This window comes from Citrobacter sp. Cf118 (genome assembly GCF_030334095.1).
GTDB lineage: Bacteria > Pseudomonadota > Gammaproteobacteria > Enterobacterales > Enterobacteriaceae > Citrobacter > Citrobacter freundii.
Genome location: NZ_JAOWES010000083.1, coordinates 25,151 through 49,088, shown reverse-complemented (window position 1 = coordinate 49,088; position 23,938 = coordinate 25,151). Strand labels below are relative to the sequence as shown.

The following is a 23,938-nucleotide window of genomic DNA, read 5'->3' as shown; positions in this document are numbered from 1 at the left end:
AGTCGTTATGAGTGAACACATTATTGCCATCATTGGCGGCGGTCAGGCGGGGGCAATGGCCGCTGCCGCGCTGCGCCAGCAAGGGTTTAACGGGCCGTTACACCTCTTTTCTGACGAGGCGCATCTGCCCTACGAGCGCCCGCCGCTGTCGAAAGCCATGCTGCTGGACGAAAATCCGCAGCTTCAGCCGGTGCTGCCCGCCAGTTGGTGGCAGGAACATAACGTGCAGCTGCATCTGGGCGTGACGCTTCGCGAGATTGATCGCGCCTCGCGTACGCTAACGCTCACCGATGGGCAAACCTACCGCTGGTCGCAGCTGCTGCTGGCTACCGGTGCAGCGGCCAGGCCTTTGCCGCTGCTGGATAAGCTGGGCGAGCGTTGCTTTACGCTGCGCCACGCTGGCGATGCCGAACGCCTGCGCGACGTCCTACAGCCGGGTAAGGCAATCGCGATCGTCGGTGCGGGCACGATTGGCCTGGAGCTGGCGGCGAGCGCCACCCAGCGCGGCTGCCAGGTGACTGTGGTCGAGATGGCGTCGTCGGTAATGGGCCGCAACGCCCCTGCTCCGGTGCGCGATTACCTGCTTGCCCGCCACCAGCAGGCGGGCGTGCGGGTGTTACTCAACAGCAGCATTGAACACGCCGAAGCGGGAGAGTTTCTCTCGCTGACGCTGCAAAACGGCGAGACGCTGCTGGCCGATGCGGTGATTTACGGTATCGGTATCGTGGCGAATGATGCGCTGGCCCGCGATGCCGGTCTGGAGGCAGCTAACGGCATTATCGTTGATAGCGCCTGCACCACCTCCGATCCGGACATTTTCGCCGCCGGTGACGTAGCGATAACGCGCAAGCCCGACGGTTCGTTAGTACGCATGGAAAGCTGGGAAAACGCCAATTTTCAGGCACAGATTGCCGCCGCCGCAATCCTAAATCTGCCGTTGCCGGAGAAGACACCTGGCTGGTTCTGGACCGACCAATTTAATGACAATCTACAATTTGTTGGCGAAATGCAGGGAGAAAGCTGGTTCATACGCGGCAATTCAGATGCGCATAAAGCAATATGGTTTAACCTGCAGGATGGCGTGATTGTTGGCGCAGTAACGTTGAATCAGGGCCGAGAAATACGTTTATTGAGAAAATGGATTCAGGCAAAGAAAAAGCCGCCAATGGCGGCTTTAGTCGATGAAACAATCTTGCTTAAGTCAATATAACTGCCGGATGGCACTTCTTTTATCCGGCCTACATGTGAGTTACCCGTAGGCCGGATAAGGTGTTTACACCGCCATCCAGCAATCAGTATGGCTTACGCGTAAACCGGGAAGCGTGCGCAGATATCCAGAACTTTACCTTTGACGCGCTCGATTACGGCTTCGTCATTGATGTTGTCCAGCACGTCACACATCCAGCCAGCCAGCTCTTTCGCTTCCGCTTCTTTGAAGCCACGGCGAGTGATTGCCGGAGAACCGATACGGATACCGGAAGTCACAAACGGGCTCTTCGGATCGTTCGGTACGCTGTTTTTGTTAACGGTGATGTTAGCGCGGCCCAGTGCGGCGTCAGCTTCTTTACCGGTCAGGTTTTTATCAACCAGATCCAGCAGGAACAGGTGGTTTTCAGTCCCGCCAGAAACCACTTTGTATCCACGGTTCAGGAACACTTCCACCATCGCTTTGGCGTTTTTAGCAACCTGCTGCTGGTAAACCTTGAACTCAGGCTCCATCGCTTCTTTCAGCGCCACGGCTTTCGCTGCGATCACGTGCATCAGCGGGCCGCCCTGCGCGCTTGGGAACACAGCAGAGTTCAGTTTTTTGTACAGCTCTTCGTCACCGCCTTTCGCCAGGATCAGGCCACCGCGTGGACCCGCCAGGGTTTTGTGGGTGGTGGTGGTCACAACGTGTGCATGTGGAACCGGGTTCGGATAAACGCCTGCGGCAATCAGCCCCGCAACGTGCGCCATATCGACGAACAGGTATGCACCGATGCTGTCAGCGATTTCACGCATTTTTGCCCAGTCAACAACGCCGGAGTAAGCAGAGAAGCCACCGATGATCATCTTCGGTTTGTGCTCTTTGGCCTGCTTCGCCATGTCTTCGTAGTCAATTTTGCCGGACTCATCAATACCGTAAGGGATGATGTTGTACAGTTTGCCGGAGAAGTTAACCGGGGAGCCGTGAGTCAGGTGGCCGCCTTGTGCCAGGTTCATACCCAGAACGGTATCGCCCGGTTGCAGCAGAGCGGTGTAAACAGCGAAGTTAGCCTGAGAACCAGAGTGCGGCTGTACGTTAGCGTAGTCAGCGCCAAACAGCTCTTTTGCACGATCGATAGCCAGTTGCTCAACGATATCAACGTACTCGCAACCGCCGTAGTAGCGCTTACCCGGATAACCTTCAGCATATTTGTTGGTCAGCTGAGAACCTTGCGCCTGCATAACACGCGGGCTGGTGTAGTTTTCGGAGGCGATCAGTTCGATGTGCTCTTCCTGACGTACTTTTTCCTGCTCCATAGCCTGCCACAGTTCGGCATCATAATCGGCAATGTTCATTTCACGCTTTAACATCCGCATCTCCTGACTCAGCTAACAATAGAATTTCGGCCTAAAAAGGCAGTCCCTAGGACTTCGGCCAACAGTATAACCGAATCATTCTTCGATAACAGGTCTTGACAAAGGATTTTACGCAAACGATTACCTTCACGGCACGCAAGGCTTTGGAGAACAAAGGTCTGCTGAATTTCAACGGATTTCTTTTCAGGTTTGTGATGCAGATTTTTCACGATGTAACCTTTACAACGCAAAGTTACAAAGAACCATTTACAATGCAGGGGTATTTTTTATAAGATGTATTTGACATACATCATTAAAGTCTCAGATAAAGGAAGACCGTATGCTTGACGCACAAACCATCGCTACAGTGAAAGCCACTATTCCCCTGCTGGTTGAAACAGGTCCGAAGCTGACCGCCCATTTCTACGATCGCATGTTTACGCATAACCCAGAGCTGAAAGAAATTTTCAACATGAGTAACCAGCGTAATGGCGATCAGCGCGAGGCGCTGTTTAACGCGATTGCCGCGTATGCCAGCAATATCGAAAACCTGGCGGCGCTGTTGCCAGCGGTTGAGAAAATCGCGCAAAAGCATACCAGTTTCCAGATTAAACCAGAGCAGTACAACATCGTGGGTGGTCATTTGCTGGCAACGCTGGACGAAATGTTCAGCCCAGGCCAGGAAGTTCTGGATGCGTGGGGTAAAGCGTATGGCGTACTGGCGAACGTGTTCATCAACCGTGAAGCGCAAATCTATAGCGAAAATGCCAATAAAAATGGCGGCTGGGAAGGTACCCGTCCTTTCCGCATCGTGGCAAAAACCCCACGCAGTGCACTGATCACCAGCTTTGAGTTTGAACCTGTCGATGGTGGCGCAGTAGCTGAATATCATCCGGGACAATACCTGGGCGTCTGGCTGAAGCCGGAAGGTTTCCCGCATCAGGAAATTCGTCAGTACTCACTGACCCGTAAACCTGATGGCAAAGGCTATCGTATTGCCGTTAAGCGTGAAGACGGTGGTCAGGTTTCCACCTGGCTGCACAACTATGCGAATGTTGGCGACGTTGTTCACCTGGCCGCACCTGCGGGCGATTTCTTTATGGACGTCGCGACCGACACCCCGGTATCTCTGATCTCCGCAGGAGTGGGACAAACCCCAATGCTGGCGATGCTGGACACGTTGGCGAAAGCGAAGCATACGGCGCAGGTTAACTGGTTCCACGCGGCAGAAAATGGCGATGTACATGCCTTCGCTGATGAAGTAAATGAACTCGGCAAAACGCTGCCACGTTTTAGTGCGCACACCTGGTATCGTGAGCCAACCGAAGCCGATCGCGCGAAAGGTGCGTTTGATAGCGTAGGTCTGATGGATTTGAACAAGCTGGAAAGCGCAATCAGCGATCCGGCGATGCAGTTTTATCTGTGCGGTCCGGTTGGTTTCATGCAGTTCGCCGCGAAGCAGCTGGTCGGCCTGGGCGTGAAAAACGAGAACATTCATTACGAATGCTTCGGTCCGCATAAAGTCTTGTAATGTATTACGCGAGTAGGCCGGATAAGGCGTTTACGCCGCCATCCGGCAATCACTCGGCCTGATGCGCTACGCTTATCAGGCCGACAAATTAACGGCGCGGCTTAGATTGCCGCGTCGTCTTCTTCACCGGTACGAATACGAATAACGCGAGCCACGTCGAAGACAAAAATCTTACCGTCGCCGATCTTGCCGGTCTGGGCAGTACGGATAATGGTGTCGACGCAGGTATCGACGATGTCGTCGGTAACCACAATTTCAATTTTTACCTTCGGCAGAAAATCCACCATATATTCCGCGCCACGGTACAGCTCGGTATGGCCTTTCTGACGGCCAAAGCCTTTCACTTCCGTTACCGTCATCCCGGTGATACCGACTTCTGCCAGCGCTTCGCGGACGTCGTCCAGCTTGAAGGGTTTAATAATCGCATCAATCTTTTTCATGCTATTCCTTGAAAAGGTCGCCTGTCTTTTGATCGAATAAAGCTAACATAATCCGCAGATTTATTCTTTGAAATCGTTTGCATCCAGCTCGTGTCGAGAAAGCAACTTATAGAATTCGGTGCGGTTGCGCCCCGCCATTCTTGCCGCGTGAGTCACATTGCCCTTGGTGATTTGCAGCAGCTTACGCAGATAGTTGAGCTCAAACTGGTTACGCGCCTCAACAAATGTCGGCAGCGCGGTGTTTTCCCCTTCCAGCGCCTGCTCCACCAGCGCGTCGCTGATCACTGGCGAAGAGGTCAACGCCACGCACTGCTCAATTACGTTGACCAGTTGACGCACGTTGCCCGGCCAGCTGGCGGTCATTAACCGCTTCATGGCATCGGTTGAAAAGGCGCGTACGAACGGTTTGTGCCGTTCAGCAGACTGGCGTAGCAGATGGTTCGCCAGCAGCGGAATATCTTCCGTACGCTCGGCCAGCGCAGGGATCTTCAGGCTCACCACGTTGAGGCGATAGTACAAATCCTCGCGAAATTCGCCCCGAGCCATCGCTTTGGGTAAATCGCGGTGGGTCGCAGAAACGATCCGCACATCAATGTCGATATCGCGGTTACTGCCCAACGGTCTGACTTTTCGTTCCTGCAATACGCGCAGCAGTTTCACCTGTAACGGTGCAGGCATATCGCCAATCTCATCGAGAAAAAGCGTGCCGCCTTCCGCGGCCTGAAACAACCCTTCACGATTACTCACCGCGCCGGTAAAAGCGCCGCGCGCATGACCAAACAGTTCAGACTCCAGCAGTTGTTCCGGCAACGCGCCACAGTTAATGGCAATAAAGGGCTTGTGGCTGCGCGGGCTGGCGTTGTGAATAGCCTGGGCGAAAACTTCTTTCCCGGTTCCGCTTTGGCCGTTGATCAAGACACTAACATCCGATTGCGCCACCATTCGCGCCTGTTCCAGCAGACGTAGCATCAGCGGGCTGCGGGTGACAATGGACTCACGCCAACTGTCATCAGTAGCAGGCGCAGACTGTTCCAGCGCCCCGTCAATCGCGTGATATAACGCATCCTTGTCGACTGGCTTAGTGAGAAAACTGAACACCCCTTGCTGGGTCGCCGCAACGGCGTCCGGGATGGAGCCGTGAGCGGTCAGGATAATCACCGGCATGCCCGGCTGCACTTTCTGGATTTCAGTAAACAGCTGCATGCCGTCCATTTCATCCATGCGCAGATCGCTGATAACCAGATCCACTTTTTCACGGTTCAGTACCCGTAACCCTTCCTGCCCACTTTCCGCGGTCACGACGCTGTAGCCTTCGCTGGTTAGTCGCATTCCAAGTAATTTCAACAGGCCCGGATCGTCATCCACCAACAGCAGATGCGCGGGCTTACGGCTTATCATGGCGTAACCTCATCGGCAGACGGCGCTGCGCCTTCTTCGTTATCAGGCGTAGTGAGTTTATCGTTCCCGTGCGGCGCATCAGGATTGTAGTTACCGGCGGGTTTGCGCGTTGAAAGCTGGCGCTCAATATCGGTCAGATTCTCCAGCTTGCGGGTCGTGAGATCGAGCTGGGACTGCAAATGCTGTTGCTGTTGACGCAGCGTATCGAGATCGCTGTCTGACGACTGCTGGAGCTTACTGTAGCGCAGGCGCTCTTCGGCAAGCTGTAACTGCAACATTTGATTACGGAACCAGGCCTGATAAAGCGGTCGAACCTGACTCGGAATTTGTGGGCTTAACGCGTCGAGACGCGTAACTGCCTCTCGCCGTTCAGGCGGGGTAATGCGGGCGTTATCAAGCAGGATCCCGCGTTTGAAAGCGCCCTGCCAGGTATCCGTGAGCTGAGCACTGGCTTCACTGCGCGCCTGTACCGGCATCATGCGATCGGCACAGTCCATCGCCCGCAGCCAGTACAACGGGTTGGTTTCTGTGGACTGGCCAGATAGCGACCAGATATCCGTACAGTCGGTTGCAAGGTAGTCCGCCAGTTGATTAGGCGGAATTTTCTCCTGCGAAGGATCGCCGATAATATGATTCACCGCGTTCGGGACGCAACCAACCAGTGCCAGGCACGGCAGGCTTGCAAGGATGACGCGATGAAGAAAATGTCGTTTAAGCATTCGGGCAACAACGTATGGCATACTCACCAGACTTAGGTTTATTTTAGTGATTTTTCGCAGCAGCTAGCGGCAGTTCTATGCGAAAACAAACGTTTTGCGCATGGTCATCAACCAGATACAGTTTGCCCCGCATACGGCGAATGCAATCTCTGGCAATGCTTAGCCCCAACCCGCTTCCTTTTACCGCCCCTTTTCGCTGATGGCTACCCTGGAAAAAAGGCTCGAAGATCATGGTCTGTTCTGCTTCTGGGATCGGTGTGCCGGTATTCATTACATCGATGTATACCATTGATCCATGCAAACTGCTGCGGATCCAAATGTTACCGGATTCAGCGCCGTAGTGCACCGCATTGGAATAAAGATTGTCCAGCACGCTCATCAACAGCATCGGTTCTGCCAGGCAGGCGTTCACCGCAAGCGCAACATCAGTATGTATCATTTTGGCGCGAGCGGGCAGGCTATGCGCAGAAACAACGCTTTCCACCAGCGGCGCGATTTCCACACTTTCAAGCTCAGCCTCGTCATCCGCCAGCTTGCGGTTGTAATCGAGAAGCTGCTCAATCAGTTTTTGCAAGTTGCGGCTGCTGTCATCGAGGATGCCGACCACCTCTTTTTGCTCCGGTGTTAACGGGCCCACTACCTGATCGGCCAGCAATTCAGTACCTTCACGCATACTCGCCAGCGGTGTTTTCAGCTCATGAGAAAGATGGCGTAAAAACTGATGCCGCTGCGACTCAAGCCAGGAGAGGCGTTCGCTTAACCAGATAATACGCTGCCCCACGGATCGCAGCTCACGGGGCCCAGTTAATAATACGCTATCGCCCAGCGAGCGCCCTTCTCCCAGACGATTGATCATCCGTTCGATGCCCTTCACCGGACCGATAATCATACGGGTAAACAACAGCACCATCGCCAGGCTAAGGAGAAACAGCACCAGTGCCTGCCAGCCAAAAAACTGCCCGCGTTCGGCTATTTCCTGCTGTAACTGCTGGCCACGAGAAAAGACGACGGTACGCGTCGCTTGCACCATCTCGGTATTGGCATTAGCGAACGCTTCCAGCCGTGCAGCCGACACACTGTCAGGGCCGCTGTTTTTACACTGCAACTGCGCGAGATCGTTAAGATCCTGACGCAACGCCTGGTAGAGCTTGGTATCTGGCAACACCCCCGCATGCGCATCCAGCATATCACTGTAGCGTTTACGCTGACTTTGGTAGACCTTGGCCAACGTTGAGTCATCAAGCACACAGTATTGCCGATAGCTGCGCTCCATCTCCAGCGCAGCATTGGTCATCGCTTCACTGCGTCTGGCGTCAATCAGCGTGGTGCGGTTCGTCAGCGCAGCCTGCGCGCTCAGGGCATTCAGACTTTGCCACGCCTGCCAGGCCAAAACTAACAACGGCAACAGGATCAGCAAAAATGCCAACATCACCAATTGACGTAAAGATCGGGGGAAAACTGACCAGCGCTTCAAGGCGTTACTCTCAATGGACAGGAATAGGTAGATGCTAACTGAGGGGAACGCCAGATACAACAAAGCCGGGATTAACCCGGCTTTGTTGTGGAATAAGGCGGTGCCTAACTCGACGTTTCGCCCGGAGGTTGATATGAGCTTCGCTAATATCAGATGTTGGACGGCAGGCACCTTGTTGTGCGTCATTCGAAGTTTATGTAGCACGTCCCGAAGGGGCTGACATAAGAAGGTGAATGAGCCACTGGTTAATATTATGCAGCATCTGTGCCAATATTCAAAACACTTTGTTAACACAATGATAAATATAGAAAATATGATTATTTATATGAGAAATGATATTGTCTATTTTTCACCCACACCGTCGCCAATCAGCAACACCCGTAACACTTAAAAATAAATTCGTTTTAAATCAAATAATTAAATGTCTCTTTTTGGCGACAATGTAACCTTACCTATGTCGGCATTTCCCGACACTTTACTTTTAGGTGCAAGCGCTGAGTTTATTGCCGGATAGCGGCGTGAACGTCTTATCCGGCTACAACCGCATTTCCCCGTAAGCCTGATAAGCATAGCGTTATCAGGCGGCAGACAAAAAAAAAGCCCCTCACAAGAGGGGCTTGATGATCATAGGCTAATTATCCAAGCTGTTTACGCGCGTTGCGGAAGATACGCATCCACGGGCTGTCCTCGCCCCAATTTTCCGGGTGCCAGGAGTTGCTCACGGTACGGAACACGCGTTCCGGGTGCGGCATCATAATGGTGACGCGACCATTTTCAGTGGTCACAGCAGTAATACCGTTCGGCGAACCGTTCGGGTTAGCCGGGTAAGCCTCGGTCACCTTACCGAAGTTATCGACGTAGCGCAGTGCCACCAGACCTTTGCTCTCAAGCTGAGCCAGATGCGCACCGTCACGCACTTCCACACGACCTTCACCGTGAGAAACGGCAATCGGCATCATCGACCCCACCATATCGGCAAGCAGTAAAGACGGGCTTTGCGTCACTTCGACCAGGCTGAAGCGGGCTTCAAAGCGGTCGGAGTGGTTACGCACAAAGCGCGGCCACAGGTCGCTTCCTGGGATTAGCTCACGCAGGTTAGACATCATCTGGCAACCGTTACACACCCCGAGCGCCAAGGTTTGCGGGCGATGGAAGAAGGTTTCGAACTCATCACGCACGCGGTTGTTGAACAAAATTGACTTCGCCCAACCTTCCCCTGCGCCGAGTACATCGCCGTAAGAGAAGCCGCCGCAGGCTACCAGCGCCTGGAAGTTACCCAAGCCGATGCGTCCCCCCAGCAGATCGCTCATGTGTACATCGATGGCGTCAAAGCCCGCACGGTGGAAAGCTGCCGCCATTTCGACGTGGGAGTTAACGCCCTGCTCGCGCAGCACGGCCACTTTCGGACGCGCACCGGTGGCGATATACGGCGCGGCAACATCGTCGTTAATATCGAACGTCAGTTTGACGTTGAGACCCGGATCGGCATCGTTGGTTTTAGCGTCGTGTTCCTGATCGGCGCATTCCGGGTTATCGCGCAGACGCTGCATCTGCCAGGTGGTTTCCGCCCACCACATACGCATTGTGGTGCGACTTTCGCTGAACACCGCATGTCCATCGGCTTCGACCACGAAGCGGTCGCCCTGCACGGCTTTCCCCAGATAGTGCACGCAATCGGCAAGGCCATGTTGAGCCAGCAACGCCTCAACCGCTTCACGATCACCTGCGCGAACCTGTATCACCGCGCCCAGCTCTTCGTTAAACAGCGCCGCCAGACGATCTTCACCAAGAGAGTGGATATCAGCTTCAATACCGCAGTGACCAGTGAAGGCCATTTCCGCCAGCGTCACCAGCAAGCCACCGTCGGAGCGATCGTGGTAGGCCAGCAGCTTACGCTGTGCGACCAGCGCCTGAATGGCGTCGTAGAAGCCTTTCAGTTGCTCTACGTTACGCACATCGGCAGGCTTATCCCCCAGTTGACGGTAAACCTGCGCCAGCGCCGTCGCACCAAGCGCGTTGTGACCCAGACCAAGGTCAATCAGCAACAGGGCGTTGTCTTCAGTAGAAAGCTGCGGGGTAATGGTGTGGCGCACATCTTCCACGCGGGCAAAGGCGGTGATCACCAGCGACAGCGGCGAGGTCATTTCACGCTGCTCGTTACCTTCCTGCCAGCGGGTTTTCATCGACATAGAGTCTTTGCCCACCGGAATGGTCAGGCCAAGCGCCGGACATAATTCTTCCCCAACGGCTTTTACCGCTTCGTACAGTCCGGCGTCTTCGCCAGGATGACCCGCAGCCGCCATCCAGTTGGCCGACAGTTTAATGCGTTTGATATCGCCAATCTGCGTTGCCGCAATGTTGGTCAGCGCCTCACCGACAGCCAGACGCGCAGAGGCTGAGAAGTCGAGCAATGCGACTGGCGCGCGCTCGCCGAGAGACATCGCTTCGCCGTAGTAGCTATCGAGGCTTGCGGTAGTGACCGCGCAGTTGGCGACGGGGATCTGCCATGGACCAACCATCTGGTCACGCGCCACCATACCGGTAACGGTACGGTCACCGATAGTCACGAGGAACGTTTTCTCCGCGACAGTCGGCAGATGCAGCACGCGGTTAACCGCATCTGCAATCGAGATTTCACTACGATTCAGGGCATCGCCTTTGGCTTTCAGCGTCTGCACATCGCGGGTCATTTTCGGTGTTTTACCCAGCAGCACATCGAGTGGCATGTCGATCGGCTGGTTGTCGAAGTGGCTGTCGCTCAAGGTCAGATGCTGTTCTTCGGTAGCTTCACCGATGACCGCGTACGGCGCGCGCTCGCGCTTACACAGTTCGTCAAACAGCGGCAATTGATCGGCAGCAACCGCCAGCACGTAGCGCTCCTGGGACTCGTTACACCAGATTTCCAGCGGGCTCATACCCGGCTCATCGCTGAGGATATCGCGCAGCTGGAACTTACCACCGCGACCGCCATCGCTTACCAGCTCCGGCATGGCGTTAGACAGACCACCCGCGCCAACGTCATGGATAAACAGAATTGGGTTCGCATCACCCATCTGCCAGCAACGGTCGATAACTTCCTGGCAACGACGTTCCATTTCCGGGTTATCACGCTGTACAGAAGCGAAATCAAGATCGGCATCAGACTGACCGGAAGCCATAGAGGAGGCTGCCCCGCCGCCAAGGCCAATGTTCATCGCCGGGCCGCCGAGGACGATCAGCTTGGCGCCAACGACGATCTCGCCTTTCTGCACGTGATCGGCACGGATGTTACCGATCCCGCCTGCCAGCATGATCGGTTTATGGTAACCGCGCAGCTCTTCGCCGTTATGGCTGTTGACCTTTTCTTCATAGGTACGGAAGTAGCCGGTCAGCGCCGGGCGACCAAATTCGTTGTTAAACGCCGCGCCGCCCAGCGGGCCTTCAGTCATGATGTCGAGCGCGGTGACAATACGATCCGGCTTACCAAAGTCCTCTTCCCAAGGCTGTTCAAAGCCAGGAATACGCAGGTTGGAGACGGAGAAGCCTACCAGCCCGGCTTTCGGTTTTGCACCACGACCGGTTGCACCCTCATCGCGGATTTCTCCGCCGGAGCCGGTTGCCGCACCTGGCCACGGAGAGATAGCCGTCGGGTGGTTATGAGTTTCTACCTTCATCAGGATGTGGGCTGGTTCCTGATGGAAATCGTAGCGGCCGGTTTTGTGATCGGCAAAATAGCGGCCCACTTCAGAACCTTCCATTACCGCGGCGTTGTCTTTATAGGCAGACAGCACGTGGTCCGGCGTGGTTTCGAAGGTATTCTTGATCATCTTGAACAGCGACTTAGGCTGTTGTTTACCGTCGATAACCCAGTCGGCGTTAAAAATCTTGTGGCGGCAGTGCTCGGAGTTGGCCTGCGCAAACATGTACAGTTCAATGTCGTTCGGGTTGCGCCCCAGTTTGGTGAACGCATCCTGCAGATAGTCAATTTCGTCTTCCGCCAGCGCCAGACCCAGACGCAGGTTAGCGTCGATCAGCGCCTGACGTCCCTCACCCAGTAGATCAACGCTGGAGACCGGCGCCGGTTGGTGATGGACAAACAGTTTTTCAGCATCGTTCAGCGCAGAGAAAACCGTTTCCATCATGCGGTCGTGCAGTTCGTCGGCCACCATCTGCCATTGCTCAGCGGTCAGCGTAGAGGCTTCTACATACCAGGCAATGCCACGTTCCAGGCGGCTAATCTGATGCAGACCGCAGTTGTGGGCAATATCAGTCGCTTTAGAAGACCACGGGGAGATGGTGCCAGGGCGAGGCGTAACCAGCAGCAGTTTTCCTTCCGGGGCGTGGCTTTGCAGAGCAGGACCATATTTCAGCAGGCGTGCAAGCTGCGCGTGCTCATCTTCATTTAACGGTGCATTCAGATCGGCAAAATGGACGTACTCGGCGTAAATATTGTGGACCTGGAGGTTGGCAGCCTGAAAACGTGCCAGCAGTTTGTTAATACGGAATGCAGACAGTGCAGGTGAACCACGCAGAATTTCCATCATAAGTCTCTCGTCTTCTAAGCTTTCGGTGTGCCCAAGTGGGGAAACGGGCGTCATTATAAAGAATCTACCGCGCCGACGAAACCGTTTGCGTCGAAATAAAATCACGACCGTCACTTATCATCAAATGCGGTCAGATTTCTGAATAAGTTGCCAACTGACGCAAGTTTAAGCAAAATGCCGTTCATTAATGACGACTTCACTTCTTAATCAGCACCACAGCAGGCAGAGAAAACGTACGGTTCAGAGAATTAACTAATTGAAAAAATTAAAGATTAATTATCTGTTCATCGGCATATTGACGCTGTTGTTGGCAGCGGCCCTTTGGCCATCTATTCCCTGGTTCGGTAAAGCCGAAAATCGTATCGCCGCCATTCAGTCGCGGGGAGAGCTGCGCGTCAGTACCATCGACTCGCCGTTAACTTACGCGACCCTCAACGGCAAAAAATTCGGCCTGGATTATGAACTGGCCCAGGAATTTGCCGACTACTTAGGCGTGAAGTTAAAAGTTACCGTACGCCAGAACATCAGCCAGCTTTTTGACGACCTGGATAACGGCAATGCCGACCTGTTAGCCGCAGGCCTGGTCTATAACAGCGAGCGGGTGAAAAATTACCAGCCAGGCCCGACCTATTATTCGGTTTCACAACAGCTGGTGTACCGGGTTGGGCAATATCGCCCGCGCACGCTTGCCACCGTGAACGAAAGCCAACTGACTATCGCCCCGGGGCATGTGGTGGTTAACGACCTCCAGCAGCTAAAAGAGAAAAAATTTCCCGATCTGAGCTGGAAAGTTGATGACAAAAAGGGCACCACCGAATTGCTCGATGATGTAATCGCCGGAAAGCTGGATTACACCATTGCAGATTCTGTCGCCATCAGCTTATACCAACGCGTGCATCCTGAGCTTGCCGTAGCGCTGGACGTCTCTGACGAACAGCCGGTGACCTGGTTTAGTCGTCTGGACGATGACAACACGCTGTCTGCCGCCTTGTTGGATTTCTTTAACACCATGAATGAAGACGGTTCTCTGGCACGGCTGGAAGAGAAATATCTCGGGCATGGCGATGATTTTGACTATGTCGATACCCGCACCTTTTTGCGCGCCGTAGACAGCGTGTTGCCGGACCTTAAGCCGCTGTTTGAAAAGTATGCGCAGGAGATAGACTGGCGACTGCTCGCCGCAATATCCTATCAGGAGTCGCACTGGGACGCGCAGGCCACATCCCCGACCGGCGTACGCGGACTGATGATGCTGACCAAAAATACTGCTCAGAGTCTCGGGCTGACCGACCGTACCGATGCCGAACAGAGTATCAGCGGCGGCGCGCGATACTTGCAGGATATGATGAGTAAAGTACCGGATACCGTCCCCGAAGGAGAACGCATCTGGTTTGCCCTTGCAGCCTATAACATGGGTTATGCGCACATGCTTGATGCGCGGGCGCTAACGGTGAAAACCAAAGGCAATCCGAACAGTTGGTCCGACGTAAAACAGCGGCTACCGCTGCTCAGCCAAAAGCCGTATTACAACAAGCTGACCTATGGCTATGCGCGTGGCCACGAAGCTTACGCCTATGTGGAAAATATCCGTAAGTACCAGATTAGCCTGGTGGGGTATCTGCAGGAGAAAGAAAAACAGGCGCAGGAAACGCAGCAACTGGCTCAGGATTACCCGGCGGTGTCGCCAGCTGAGCTGCTGGGTAAAGATAAATTTCCGCTTTCAGCCTTTCTGACTCAGACGTCGTCAAACTACCTGTCGCACTCCCCTTCCCTGCTATTTTCGGCACAGAAGAAAGAGGACCAGTAGTCTGATTGGTATTTACTGATTAGCGGATTTTTTCAGGGCCTTGATTTCCTGCCGACGCATGCGAAAGAAATCACTGAGCAACGTGGCACATTCATCCCGCAGTACCCCCTCTGTCACTTCAACCCGATGATTCATCCCTGGGTGATGCAGCACATCCATTAATGACCCGGCAGCACCCGTTTTCGCATCGCGTGCGCCAAAAACCACTCGGCCGATACGACTATGGACCATCGCGCCTGCGCACATCACGCACGGCTCCAGAGTGACGTACAGCGTGGCATCTAACAGACGGTAGTTTTGTAGTACCAGGCCGCCCTGACGCAGCGCCATAATCTCAGCGTGGGCAGTCGGATCATGATGACCTATCGGGCGGTTCCAGCCTTCGCCAATCACTCGGTTGTTATGTACCAATACCGCACCCACCGGGACTTCACGCTCATCCCAGGCGCGCTTAGCCAGCGTTAAAGCATGACGCATCCAGTATTCGTGGCTAAATTCAACATCTGACAAAGGGGTTACTCCACCAATAAAAGCGGGCGCATTATACACAGACGCTATCGTTTACTCTATTCGAGTTGTTGCAGCTCTCCGCGCGGCGTGACGCGCCAGCGATGCTGGCAAAAAGAGAGTAACGGATTATCCTGCTTACTGTCGCTGTAGCCGCTGTAGAGAGACAACGGTGCGCCAATCTGCCGCTCCAGTTGCGTCACTTTCTCATGGCCCAGACAGCGCAGAGTCAGCACCCAGCCGCCGTATCCCCGCGCCATTTTGCTGGCGATCAGATTGACTCGCGGTAGCCATGGCGTGTCGAAGTAAACCTGCTCGACCAGCGACTGCGGAGAGCCGGTGATAAGCCAAATATCAGCGTCAGAGCTTAACAGGTAGGTTGTCAGCCGCTGCTGCACGAGCGGAAACGCCGTCACGTTACTGCGAAACCAGCGCACAAAGTCGGCCTGATGCGCTTTCAGACGCGCCTCGCTGCGACCAAAAGTGCATCCCCATAACAGCAGGCTCATTGGCCAGCGGGCGGCACGCCCTTGTATCAGCAATGCCAGCGCAATCACCGGTAGCAGAGGCAGCACCAGCAACGCGTTCAGCGGCTGACGACGTAGCAGATAACGTATAAAACTACCGAACATATCCTGCTGGTGTAACGTGCCATCCAAATCAAAAAAGACAACGCGGCGCTGGTGATTGGTCAAACCTTATTCCTCTGGATCAGTGAATCCCAATAGCCAGGTAAACAGGAACCCGGCGATAACTGCTACCAGATAGCCTAACAGATAGAACATCACTTTTCCGGCAACAATCGTCAGTGCCAGCGGTAATCCGGAGATGCCAAATGTGATGACCGTCGCCACCTTCCAGTAGCTAATCAGCGCTCCACCTACCGCGCCGCCAAGACATGCACCGATAAACGGCTTACCCAACGGCAGCGTTACGCCAAAAATCAGCGGCTCGCCTATACCCAGCAGTCCGACAGGCAGTGCACCTTTGATTACTTTTTTTAACCGCGCATTTCGGGTTTTCATCAGAACCGCGATCGCAGCACCTATTTGCCCAACGCCCGCCATCGCCAGGATCGGAAAGAGCGCGTTATAACCGTGTGCCTGAACCAGCTCAACGTGGATGGGCACCAATCCCTGATGAAGTCCAGTGAGCACCAACGGCAGGAAGGTTCCTGCCAGCACGGCACCGACCAGAAAACCGCCGCGATCGATAGCCCAGGATGCGCCGTGAGCAATAGACTCAGAAATCCAGCCGCCAAGCGGTTGCAGCGCCACAATCGCGATTACGCCGGTAATGATGGTAGTCAGCAGCGGATTAAGGATAAGCTCCAGTGATTCTGGCAACAGCTCGCGGAATTTGCGTTCGATCCAACACATCAACGCCACCACCAGCAGTACCGCGATCACCCCGCCGCGTCCCGGCTGCAACGCTTCGCCAAACAGCGTGATTTGTGCCAGTTGCGGACTGGAGAGAATACCGGCCATCACCCCGCCCATCGCCAGGGAGCCACCGAAAACTTTGGCGGTATTCACCCCGACCAGAATATTCATAATGGCAAACACGGCGCTGCCAAATATGCCCATCAACCCCAGCATATTCGGATAGTGGGTCGCAAAATCCCCCACGATGTCCGGGCGCTTAAGGATGTTAATAATGCCGGTAATCAAACCAGAGGCGATAAACGCCGGAATAAGAGGGATAAAGACGTTCGCCAGCTTGCGCAGCGCATCGCTCATCGGCGCTTTGTACTTCGCTTTGGCCTCTGACTTTGTGCGCTCGATATCATTGGCACCTGCTCGCTCGCCGCCATCGGCAATCAGGGAACGCATGGCATCCACCACTTTGGCCGCTTTACCGGGGCCGACAATAATCTGGTGCTGCGCGCCCTGCTTCACGTAGCCGCTGACACCGGGCAGTTGCCTGAGACGAGGGATATCGAGCTGTCCATCATCCTGAACTTCAACCCTGACGCGGGTCATACAGTTTTCCAGGCGCAGAATATTTTTCTCTCCGCCAACGCCCAGTAGAATATCGCTGGCCAGCACCGCCGTCTTATCCATATACACCTCTTAGTGTTCTAACGCCGCGCGTAAAAAACCCTGGTGAGCGGCAAGCTTTTCGCGGGCGGCAGCGGCGTCAAGGCCGGTGAGCGCCATTAAAATGGCTGGCTTAACGTCAAAATCAGTCTGCTTTAGCAGCGCTTGCGCCTGTTCACGCGCAATGCCCGTGGCTTCAACCACCATACGGCACGCCCGATCGACCAGTTTGACGTTGGTTGCCTGCATGTCCACCATCAGGTTCTGATAAACCTTACCGAACTTCACCATCGCTCCGGTGGAGATCATATTGAGCACCAGCTTTTGCGCGGTGCCGGATTTCAGTCGTGTTGACCCGGTCAGCGCCTCTGGCCCCACTACAGGAGAAATGGCAATATCCGCTTCATGCGCGATAGGGGAATCCGGATTGCAAGAAATAGCCACCGTCGTACAGCCCACCGAACGCGCATATTTCAGCCCACCAATTACATACGGCGTGCGACCAGATGCTGCCAGCCCCACCACCAGATCCTGCGCGGTAAGATTGAGCGCACACAGATCGTCTTCACCTAACTGTGGGTTATCTTCCGCACCCTCAACCGCCTTCAGCAGCGCGCCCGGCCCCCCGGCAATCAATCCAACCACCAGACCGTGTGGAACGCCGAAGGTCGGTGGGCATTCAGACGCATCCAGTACCCCGAGACGCCCGCTGGTCCCCGCTCCCATGTAAATAATGCGACCACCTGCTTTTAGTGCGTTAGCTGCCGCATCAACCGCACACGCAACTTGAGGCAGAGTTGCTTTTACTGCTTCGGCTACCAGCGTATCCTGTTGATTAAAACGATGAACCAACTCCAGCGTGGAGAGCGCATCCAGGTCCATGGTCTGTGGATTGCGGGTTTCTGAAACTAATGCACCGAGATTCATTTTTTGTTCCTTAGGAATTTTTAATTCATAATAATCTGCCATAATGGAATATTATATTCATCCAGGCGAATGAAATTTTGTTTTGTAATCGCCATCACGTTTTCGCCAGGAGACAGCATGAACTGTTTAATTCGCATTCGTCAGCGTTACCCGGACCTCGCGCAAAGCGATAAAAAATTGGCAGATTATCTCCTTTCCCAGCCGGATACTGCGCGTCATCTCAGTTCGCAGCAGTTGGCCGCGGAGGCGGGCGTCAGCCAGTCCAGCGTGGTGAAGTTCGCGCAAAAGATGGGTTTTAAAGGATTTCCTGCACTCAAACTGGCGATCAGCGAAGCGCTGGCCAGCAATCCCAACCCCCATTCCATTCCGGTACATAATCAGATTCGCGGTGACGATCCTATGCGTCTGGTGGGGGAAAAGTTGATTCAGGAGAACGTGGCGGCGATGCATGCGACGCTGGACGTCAACAGCGAAGAGAAACTGATGGAGAGCGTCACAATGCTGCGTTCAGCCCGACGCATTATCGTGACCGGGATTGGCGCATCGGGTCTGGTGGCACAGAATTTTGCCTGGAAGTTGCTGAAGATTGGTTTTAACGCGGTGGTGGAACGCGATATGCACGCCCTGCTGGCGACGGTGCAAGCCCTTTCGCCCAACGATCTGCTGCTGGCCATTTCGTATACCGGAGAGCGCCGCGAGCTCAACCTGGCTGCAGATGAAACGTTGCGCACCGGCGCGAAAATCCTCGCCATCACTGGATTTACACCGAACGCCCTGCAGCAACGGGCAAGTCATTGTCTGTACACGATTGCCGAGGAGCAGGCCACCCGCAGCGCAGCGATTTCCTCCACTCATGCGCAAATGATGCTCACTGATTTACTGTTTATGGCGCTGGTGCAGCAGGATCTGGAGCATGCTCCGGAACGCATTCGTCACAGCGAAGCTCTGGTAAAAAAACTGGTCTGAACAAAGAATGCGCGTATAATGCCCGCCCGGTTTGTGATGTTTTGAGAGTTTCCTGATGGCCCTGTTAATCACTAAAAAGTGTATCAATTGCGATATGTGCGAGCCCGAATGCCCGAATGAGGCGATTTCGATGGGTGATAGCATTTACGAGATTAACAGCGACAAGTGTACGGAATGCGTAGGCCATTACGACACGCCAACCTGCCAGAAGGTGTGCCCGATCCCCAATACTATTTTGAAAGATCCGGCACATGTCGAAACAGAAGAGCAGTTGTGGGATAAGTTTGTGCTGATGCACCACGCCGATAAACTTTAACCGCGTCGCCATCCGGCAACGTGCAGAATCTAACTCTCGATAATCACCGTGGCGCAGGCGTAGTGACGCTCATCGGCCAGCGTCACATGCATATGCGCGACGCCGAGTTTTTCCGCCAGTTTTAACGCCTCTCCCCATAATCGCAGACGCGGCTTACCGAGTTCGTCATTAAAGACTTCAAACTGATTAAACGCCAGCCCATTGCGAATACCCGTGCCAAAGGCTTTTGCTGCCGCCTCTTTGACTGCAAAACGCTTCGCCAGAAAACGCACCGGCTGCTGATGCGTTTCCCAGATTGCCCATTCGTTGTCGCTGAGCACACGTCTTGCCAGGCGGTCGCCGGAACGGGAAATTACCGCTTCGATGCGGGCAATCTCCACGATATCCGTACCTAATCCCAAAATCGCCATTAGCCACGCGCTTCCAGCATCAGGCGCTTCATTTCGACTACGGCATCTTTCAGACCGCTCATCACCGCGCGCCCGATAATGGCATGGCCAATGTTCAGCTCATGCATTTCCGGGATCCGTGCGATAGCTTTAACGTTGTGATACGTCAGACCGTGACCCGCATTCACCTTTAGGCCAAGGCTTGCAGCATAGGTCGCCGCTTTGGCGATACGCGCCAGTTCGCTGGCCTGCTCTGCGTCAGTTTTCGCATCGGCGTAACAGCCGGTGTGAATTTCAATAAACGGCGCGCCAACTTCCGCAGCGGCCTTAATCTGTTCTTCGTCGGCATCGATAAACAGCGAAACCAGAATGCCTGCGTCCGCCAGGCGTTTGCAGGCATCGCGCATCTTGTCACGCTGACCGGCGACGTCCAGACCACCTTCAGTGGTAACTTCCTGACGTTTTTCCGGCACCAGGCAGCAAAAATGCGGCTTAGTCTCAACGGCAATCGCCAGCATCTCTTCGGTGACTGCCATTTCCAGATTCATGCGCGTATCCAGCGTCTGGCGCAAAATACGCACGTCACGGTCGGTGATATGGCGACGGTCTTCACGCAGATGTACGGTAATACCGTCCGCGCCCGCCTGTTCAACGATAAACGCTGCCTGAACCGGGTCCGGATATGCGGTACCGCGTGCATTACGTAACGTGGCAATGTGGTCAATATTGACGCCTAACAGTAATTCAGCCATGACAATCCTCGTTAATCATTATTTGTTTTTACTGCGCGTTTTGGCATAAATTGCCGGAACAGTTCCCGGCTTTTTAACGGCTTACCACCAAGATACGGCTTTAACGCCATGCGGGTAAAGCGTTTAGCGGCGCGTAACGTATCGACATCAGGAAATTCACGCGACTCAAGTGCTTTGAGATGGCGTCCGGTAAAGGTGTTGTTATCAATAACGACGCTGGCAATAAACCCTTTTTCTTCCCGGTAACGATAGGTCATGGTGTCGTCTACCGGCTCGCCGCTGCCCGCACAGTGGGAAAAATCGATGCCGTACCCCAGATGTCCAAGTAAGGCCAGCTCAAAGCGACGCAATGCAGGTTCTGGCGAACCCGTCGCGCCAGCCAGCGCCTGAATACAGTTCAGGTAATCGAAAAAGAGTTCAGAAAAGCGGGTTTCGTACTCGAGTACGCGCGAGACAAGCTCGTTGATATACAAGCCGCTGTACAGCGTGATACCGCTAAGAGGGAGTGCCAGAGAAACGGCTTCAGCACTACGTAGGGTTTTGACCTCTCCACGCCCACCAAAGCGAAGCAACAACGGGGTAAAAGGCTGGAGCGCGCCTTTGAGATTAGAACGTTTGGAACGTGCGCCTTTAGCCACCAGGCGCACGCGACCCGACTCTTCCGTGAAGACGTCCAGCACGAGACTGGTTTCGCTCCAGGGGCGACTATGCAAGACAAAGGCTCGTTGCCATCCTTCCATATACTCGCCGTTTTTCAGAAGATGGGTTTAGACGTCGTCGCCGTAACCGAGGCTACGCAGCGCGCGTTCGTCATCGGCCCAGCCGGATTTCACCTTCACCCACAGTTCGAGGTGAACCGGCGCTTCGAACATCTCCTGCATGTCTTTACGCGCTTCGATGCCGATGGTTTTGATCTTGGCCCCTTTGTTGCCAATAACCATCTTCTTCTGCCCTTCACGTTCAACGAGGATCAGACCGTTAATATCGTAACCACCGCGCTCATTGGAGATAAAACGCTCAATTTCCACGGTAACGGAGTACGGCAGTTCAGCCCCCAGAAAACGCATCAGCTTTTCACGGATGATTTCAGAGGCCATAAAGCGCTGAGAACGGTCGGTGATGTAATCTTCCGGGAAGTGATGAATAGCTTCCGGCAAATGCTTACGCACGATGCCCGCGATGGTATCGACATTCAAGCCGGTTTCGGCAGAAATCGGCACGATATCAAGGAAGTTCATCTGGCTTGCCAGGAACTGCAGGTGCGGCAGCAGATCGGCTTTTTCCTGAACGTTGTCTACTTTGTTCACAGCCAGAATAACCGGGGCTTTGCCATCACGCAGCTTGTTGAGCACCATTTCGTCGTCCGGCGTCCAGCGGGTGCCTTCCACAACGAAAATAACCAGTTCAACATCACCGATCGAGCTGCTCGCCGCTTTGTTCATCAGGCGGTTGATCGCTCGTTTTTCTTCCATATGCAGGCCCGGGGTATCAACATAAATCGCCTGATACGCGCCTTCAGTATGGATGCCAACAATACGGTGACGTGTTGTCTGAGCCTTACGTGAGGTAATAGAAATCTTCTGCCCAAGCAGATTATTCAACAGGGTGGATTTGCCGACGTTCGGGCGACCGACGATGGCAATAAATCCGCAGTAAGTTTTCTCTTCGCTCATTCCAGCTCCAGTTTTTTTAACGCCTGTTCGGCGGCAGCCTGCTCAGCCTTACGACGGCTCGAACCTGTGCCAACCACCGGTTCACTCAGGCCGCTGACCTGGCAGTGGATAGTAAATTCTTGATCGTGTGCTTCACCACGGACCTGTACCACCAAATAAGACGGCAGAGGCAGGTGGCGACCCTGCAAATATTCCTGCAGGCGCGTTTTCGGATCTTTTTGTTTGTCACCTGGGCTAATTTCATCCAGACGAGTTTGATACCAGTTCAGGATTAATTGCTCAACGGTTTGAATATCGCTGTCGAGGAAGACGCCACCGATCAAGGCTTCAACGGTATCGGCCAGGATCGATTCACGACGGAAGCCGCCGCTTTTCAGCTCACCAGGCCCCAAACGTAAACATTCACCGAGGTCAAACTCACGGGCTAATTCAGCCAGCGTATTGCCGCGAACCAGCGTTGCGCGCATGCGGCTCATGTCACCTTCGTCCACTCGTGGGAAACGGTGATACAGCGCATTAGCGATAACAAAGCTCAAAATAGAGTCGCCCAGAAATTCTAAACGCTCGTTATGTTTGCTGCTGGCGCTCCGGTGAGTTAATGCCTGCTGCAACAGCTCCTGATGATTAAAAGTGTAGCCCAGCTTCCGTTGAAGCCGATTAATTACGATGGGGTTCATGCGATACCAATAAATGAATGCGTCAACAATTCAGCACACGAAACAGACCTGATATACGCACTTTGCGGAGCCATCTGGCTTCGCCTGCATGCTTTTATATACAAACCAACGCTGTTTCGTGTGCCGTGGCAACCTGTCGGTGCCAACCTAAAACTTCGGGGGAATATTCTATACACAACGACAAGGGATGTCGTTAGTCTGCGGGAATTTATCCGAGAAATAATTCACGCTGCCGCCGTAATGACGACAACGTGAACGATTATCGGTGATTAGTGAATGCCACCAATACGGCTTAAACGCACACCGGTCGGCCATTCACCTTCTTGCTTATCGAAACTCATCCAGATAGCGGTCGCTTTACCCACCAGATTCGCTTCCGGCACAAATCCCCAGTAACGGCTGTCCGCGCTGTTGTCACGGTTATCACCCATCATGAAGTAGTGCCCTGGCGGGACGATCCAGGTTGCCAGTTGTTGACCAGGCTGGCGGTAATACATTCCCACCTGATCCTGCGCGATTGGCACGGTCAGAATGCGGTGCGTAACCTCACCCAGCGTTTCTTTACGCTCAGAGAGACGAATACCGTTCTCTTTCGTTTTGTTCAGCGGAACTTCAAAGAAGCCACTGGTCGCTTCCCCGCCGTTACGGCGCGCAAAGGTCTGCACGAAATCACTTGGCTGAACATCCGAATACGTTACCGGCAGCGCGTTTTCACACGCCTGACCGGAACGGCATCCTGGCTGAATAGTCACCTCTTTCGCCACTGGATCGTACGTTACTTTGTCTCCCGGTAAACCGACAGCACGTTTAATGTAGTCCAGGCGCGGATCTTCCGGGTATTTAAACACCACGATATCACCGCGTTTCGGATGACCGGTTTCGATCAGCGTTTTCTGGTAAATCGGATCTTTAATCCCGTAGGCGAATTTCTCCACCAGGATAAAGTCACCGATAAGCAGCGTCGGCATCATCGAACCTGACGGGATCTGGAACGGCTCATAAATAAATGAACGTACCACCAGCACAATCGCCAGTACCGGGAAAACGGATGCCCCGGTTTCCAGCCAGCCCGGCTTAGGGGATACTTTTTTCAGCGTTGCTTTATCCAGTGAATCACCTGCAGCAGCTTGCGCTGCTGCCTGACGCTCCCGGCGTTTTGGTGCGAAGATGAATTTATCTACGCACCATAAAATGCCCGTCACCAGTGTGGCAATCACCAGAATCAGGGCAAACATGTTCGCCATGCCAACTCCTTAAGA

The 23,938-nt window shown here is 54.1% G+C and carries 21 protein-coding genes; 5 read left to right on the top strand and 16 right to left on the bottom strand.

Going from position 1 to position 23,938, the window contains the following annotated elements; all coding sequences use genetic code 11:
* Positions 1–7: 7 nt before the first annotated feature.
* The gene (gene hcaD, locus OGX67_RS10725) at positions 8–1,210 is read left to right on the top strand and encodes a phenylpropionate dioxygenase ferredoxin reductase subunit (RefSeq protein ID WP_257651563.1); all 1,203 of its coding nucleotides are present in this window, start codon (positions 8–10) and stop codon (positions 1,208–1,210) included.
* A 92-nt stretch (positions 1,211–1,302) separates the two neighbouring features.
* On the opposite strand, the gene glyA is transcribed toward hcaD, so the two are convergent.
* Complete coding sequence (gene glyA, locus OGX67_RS10720; protein ID WP_003037627.1) at positions 1,303–2,556, bottom strand: serine hydroxymethyltransferase; 1,254 nt, start codon at positions 2,554–2,556, stop codon at positions 1,303–1,305.
* A gap of 325 nt (positions 2,557–2,881) precedes the next feature.
* On the opposite strand from glyA, the gene hmpA reads away from it, so the two are divergent.
* Entirely contained in the window at positions 2,882–4,072 is a 1,191-nt protein-coding gene (gene hmpA / locus OGX67_RS10715) for an NO-inducible flavohemoprotein (protein ID WP_049002473.1), read from the top strand.
* Between the two features lie 101 nt (positions 4,073–4,173).
* Here the strand turns inward: hmpA and glnB are convergent, their stop codons facing one another.
* The 5 genes from glnB to purL all read right to left on the bottom strand — a co-directional run bounded on the left by glnB (position 4,174) and on the right by purL (position 12,626).
* A complete protein-coding gene (glnB, locus tag OGX67_RS10710) occupies positions 4,174–4,512 on the bottom strand; it encodes a nitrogen regulatory protein P-II (protein ID WP_002914032.1) in 339 nt (112 codons plus the stop codon).
* 60 nt (positions 4,513–4,572) lie between these two features.
* On the bottom strand, positions 4,573–5,907 hold the full coding sequence (glrR, locus tag OGX67_RS10705) for a two-component system response regulator GlrR (RefSeq protein ID WP_304502307.1): 1,335 nt from the start codon (positions 5,905–5,907) through the stop codon (positions 4,573–4,575).
* Positions 5,907–6,650 (bottom strand): two-component system QseEF-associated lipoprotein QseG, encoded by a 744-nt coding sequence (qseG, locus tag OGX67_RS10700; protein WP_044714650.1) that lies wholly within the window; start codon positions 6,648–6,650, stop codon positions 5,907–5,909. The genes glrR and qseG overlap by 1 nt, the downstream gene beginning before the upstream one ends.
* 22 nt (positions 6,651–6,672) lie before the next feature.
* Complete coding sequence (gene qseE / locus OGX67_RS10695) at positions 6,673–8,103, bottom strand: two component system sensor histidine kinase QseE/GlrK (RefSeq protein ID WP_003037614.1); 1,431 nt, start codon at positions 8,101–8,103, stop codon at positions 6,673–6,675.
* Between the two features lie 635 nt (positions 8,104–8,738).
* The gene (purL, locus tag OGX67_RS10690) at positions 8,739–12,626 is read right to left on the bottom strand and encodes a phosphoribosylformylglycinamidine synthase (RefSeq protein WP_110249047.1); all 3,888 of its coding nucleotides are present in this window, start codon (positions 12,624–12,626) and stop codon (positions 8,739–8,741) included.
* 256 nt (positions 12,627–12,882) lie between these two features.
* Between purL and mltF the strand changes: the two genes are divergently transcribed.
* On the top strand, positions 12,883–14,433 hold the full coding sequence (gene mltF / locus OGX67_RS10685) for a membrane-bound lytic murein transglycosylase MltF (RefSeq protein WP_003838390.1): 1,551 nt from the start codon (positions 12,883–12,885) through the stop codon (positions 14,431–14,433).
* Positions 14,434–14,445: 12 nt separating this feature from the next.
* Here mltF and tadA read toward each other — a convergent pair whose 3' ends face one another.
* The 4 genes from tadA to murQ are packed head-to-tail and all read right to left on the bottom strand — an operon-like array spanning position 14,446 to position 17,906.
* Positions 14,446–14,982, bottom strand: a complete 537-nt coding sequence (tadA, locus tag OGX67_RS10680; protein WP_071524296.1) for a tRNA adenosine(34) deaminase TadA — start codon at positions 14,980–14,982, stop codon at positions 14,446–14,448.
* 17 nt (positions 14,983–14,999) lie between these two features.
* On the bottom strand, positions 15,000–15,635 hold the full coding sequence (yfhb, locus tag OGX67_RS10675; RefSeq protein WP_003037603.1) for a phosphatidylglycerophosphatase C: 636 nt from the start codon (positions 15,633–15,635) through the stop codon (positions 15,000–15,002).
* Positions 15,636–15,638: 3 nt separating this feature from the next.
* Entirely contained in the window at positions 15,639–17,003 is a 1,365-nt protein-coding gene (locus OGX67_RS10670; protein WP_049015003.1) for a PTS transporter subunit EIIC, read from the bottom strand.
* 9 nt (positions 17,004–17,012) lie between these two features.
* The gene (murQ, locus tag OGX67_RS10665; RefSeq protein ID WP_003037596.1) at positions 17,013–17,906 is read right to left on the bottom strand and encodes an N-acetylmuramic acid 6-phosphate etherase; all 894 of its coding nucleotides are present in this window, start codon (positions 17,904–17,906) and stop codon (positions 17,013–17,015) included.
* Positions 17,907–18,023: 117 nt separating this feature from the next.
* Here murQ and OGX67_RS10660 point away from each other — a divergent pair, with 117 nt between their 5' ends.
* Complete coding sequence (locus OGX67_RS10660; protein ID WP_003037593.1) at positions 18,024–18,872, top strand: MurR/RpiR family transcriptional regulator; 849 nt, start codon at positions 18,024–18,026, stop codon at positions 18,870–18,872.
* 55 nt (positions 18,873–18,927) lie between these two features.
* The gene (locus tag OGX67_RS10655; protein ID WP_003037590.1) at positions 18,928–19,188 is read left to right on the top strand and encodes a YfhL family 4Fe-4S dicluster ferredoxin; all 261 of its coding nucleotides are present in this window, start codon (positions 18,928–18,930) and stop codon (positions 19,186–19,188) included.
* Positions 19,189–19,217: 29 nt separating this feature from the next.
* Here OGX67_RS10655 and acpS read toward each other — a convergent pair whose 3' ends face one another.
* From acpS to lepB, 6 genes are all read right to left on the bottom strand, one after another.
* Positions 19,218–19,598: a holo-ACP synthase gene (acpS, locus tag OGX67_RS10650; protein ID WP_003037588.1), complete on the bottom strand. Its 381-nt coding sequence runs from the start codon at positions 19,596–19,598 to the stop codon at positions 19,218–19,220.
* Complete coding sequence (gene pdxJ / locus OGX67_RS10645; RefSeq protein WP_016150781.1) at positions 19,598–20,329, bottom strand: pyridoxine 5'-phosphate synthase; 732 nt, start codon at positions 20,327–20,329, stop codon at positions 19,598–19,600. The genes acpS and pdxJ overlap by 1 nt, the downstream gene beginning before the upstream one ends.
* A gap of 11 nt (positions 20,330–20,340) precedes the next feature.
* A complete protein-coding gene (gene recO, locus OGX67_RS10640) occupies positions 20,341–21,069 on the bottom strand; it encodes a DNA repair protein RecO (protein WP_071697626.1) in 729 nt (242 codons plus the stop codon).
* Positions 21,070–21,096: 27 nt separating this feature from the next.
* The gene (era, locus tag OGX67_RS10635; protein WP_198903294.1) at positions 21,097–22,002 is read right to left on the bottom strand and encodes a GTPase Era; all 906 of its coding nucleotides are present in this window, start codon (positions 22,000–22,002) and stop codon (positions 21,097–21,099) included.
* Entirely contained in the window at positions 21,999–22,679 is a 681-nt protein-coding gene (gene rnc, locus OGX67_RS10630) for a ribonuclease III (RefSeq protein WP_003037579.1), read from the bottom strand. Before rnc ends, era begins: the two co-directional genes overlap by 4 nt.
* Before the next feature lie 269 nt (positions 22,680–22,948).
* On the bottom strand, positions 22,949–23,923 hold the full coding sequence (lepB, locus tag OGX67_RS10625) for a signal peptidase I (protein ID WP_257651564.1): 975 nt from the start codon (positions 23,921–23,923) through the stop codon (positions 22,949–22,951).
* Positions 23,924–23,938: the final 15 nt, after the last annotated feature.

Excerpts from the sequence above, each read along its gene's own strand:
- hcaD (WP_257651563.1), top strand. The coding sequence starts at position 8 with ATGAGTGAACACATTATTGCCATCATTGGCGGCGGTCAGGCGGGGGCA.
- glyA (WP_003037627.1), bottom strand. The coding sequence starts at position 2,556 with ATGTTAAAGCGTGAAATGAACATTGCCGATTATGATGCCGAACTGTGG.
- hmpA (WP_049002473.1), top strand. The coding sequence starts at position 2,882 with ATGCTTGACGCACAAACCATCGCTACAGTGAAAGCCACTATTCCCCTG.
- glnB (WP_002914032.1), bottom strand. The coding sequence starts at position 4,512 with ATGAAAAAGATTGATGCGATTATTAAACCCTTCAAGCTGGACGACGTC.
- qseG (WP_044714650.1), bottom strand. The coding sequence starts at position 6,650 with ATGCCATACGTTGTTGCCCGAATGCTTAAACGACATTTTCTTCATCGC.
- purL (WP_110249047.1), bottom strand. The coding sequence starts at position 12,626 with ATGATGGAAATTCTGCGTGGTTCACCTGCACTGTCTGCATTCCGTATT.
- OGX67_RS10670 (WP_049015003.1), bottom strand. The coding sequence starts at position 17,003 with ATGGATAAGACGGCGGTGCTGGCCAGCGATATTCTACTGGGCGTTGGC.
- murQ (WP_003037596.1), bottom strand. The coding sequence starts at position 17,906 with ATGAATCTCGGTGCATTAGTTTCAGAAACCCGCAATCCACAGACCATG.
- OGX67_RS10660 (WP_003037593.1), top strand. The coding sequence starts at position 18,024 with ATGAACTGTTTAATTCGCATTCGTCAGCGTTACCCGGACCTCGCGCAA.
- OGX67_RS10655 (WP_003037590.1), top strand. The coding sequence starts at position 18,928 with ATGGCCCTGTTAATCACTAAAAAGTGTATCAATTGCGATATGTGCGAG.
- acpS (WP_003037588.1), bottom strand. The coding sequence starts at position 19,598 with ATGGCGATTTTGGGATTAGGTACGGATATCGTGGAGATTGCCCGCATC.
- pdxJ (WP_016150781.1), bottom strand. The coding sequence starts at position 20,329 with ATGGCTGAATTACTGTTAGGCGTCAATATTGACCACATTGCCACGTTA.
- recO (WP_071697626.1), bottom strand. The coding sequence starts at position 21,069 with ATGGAAGGATGGCAACGAGCCTTTGTCTTGCATAGTCGCCCCTGGAGC.
- era (WP_198903294.1), bottom strand. The coding sequence starts at position 22,002 with ATGAGCGAAGAGAAAACTTACTGCGGATTTATTGCCATCGTCGGTCGC.
- rnc (WP_003037579.1), bottom strand. The coding sequence starts at position 22,679 with ATGAACCCCATCGTAATTAATCGGCTTCAACGGAAGCTGGGCTACACT.
- lepB (WP_257651564.1), bottom strand. The coding sequence starts at position 23,923 with ATGGCGAACATGTTTGCCCTGATTCTGGTGATTGCCACACTGGTGACG.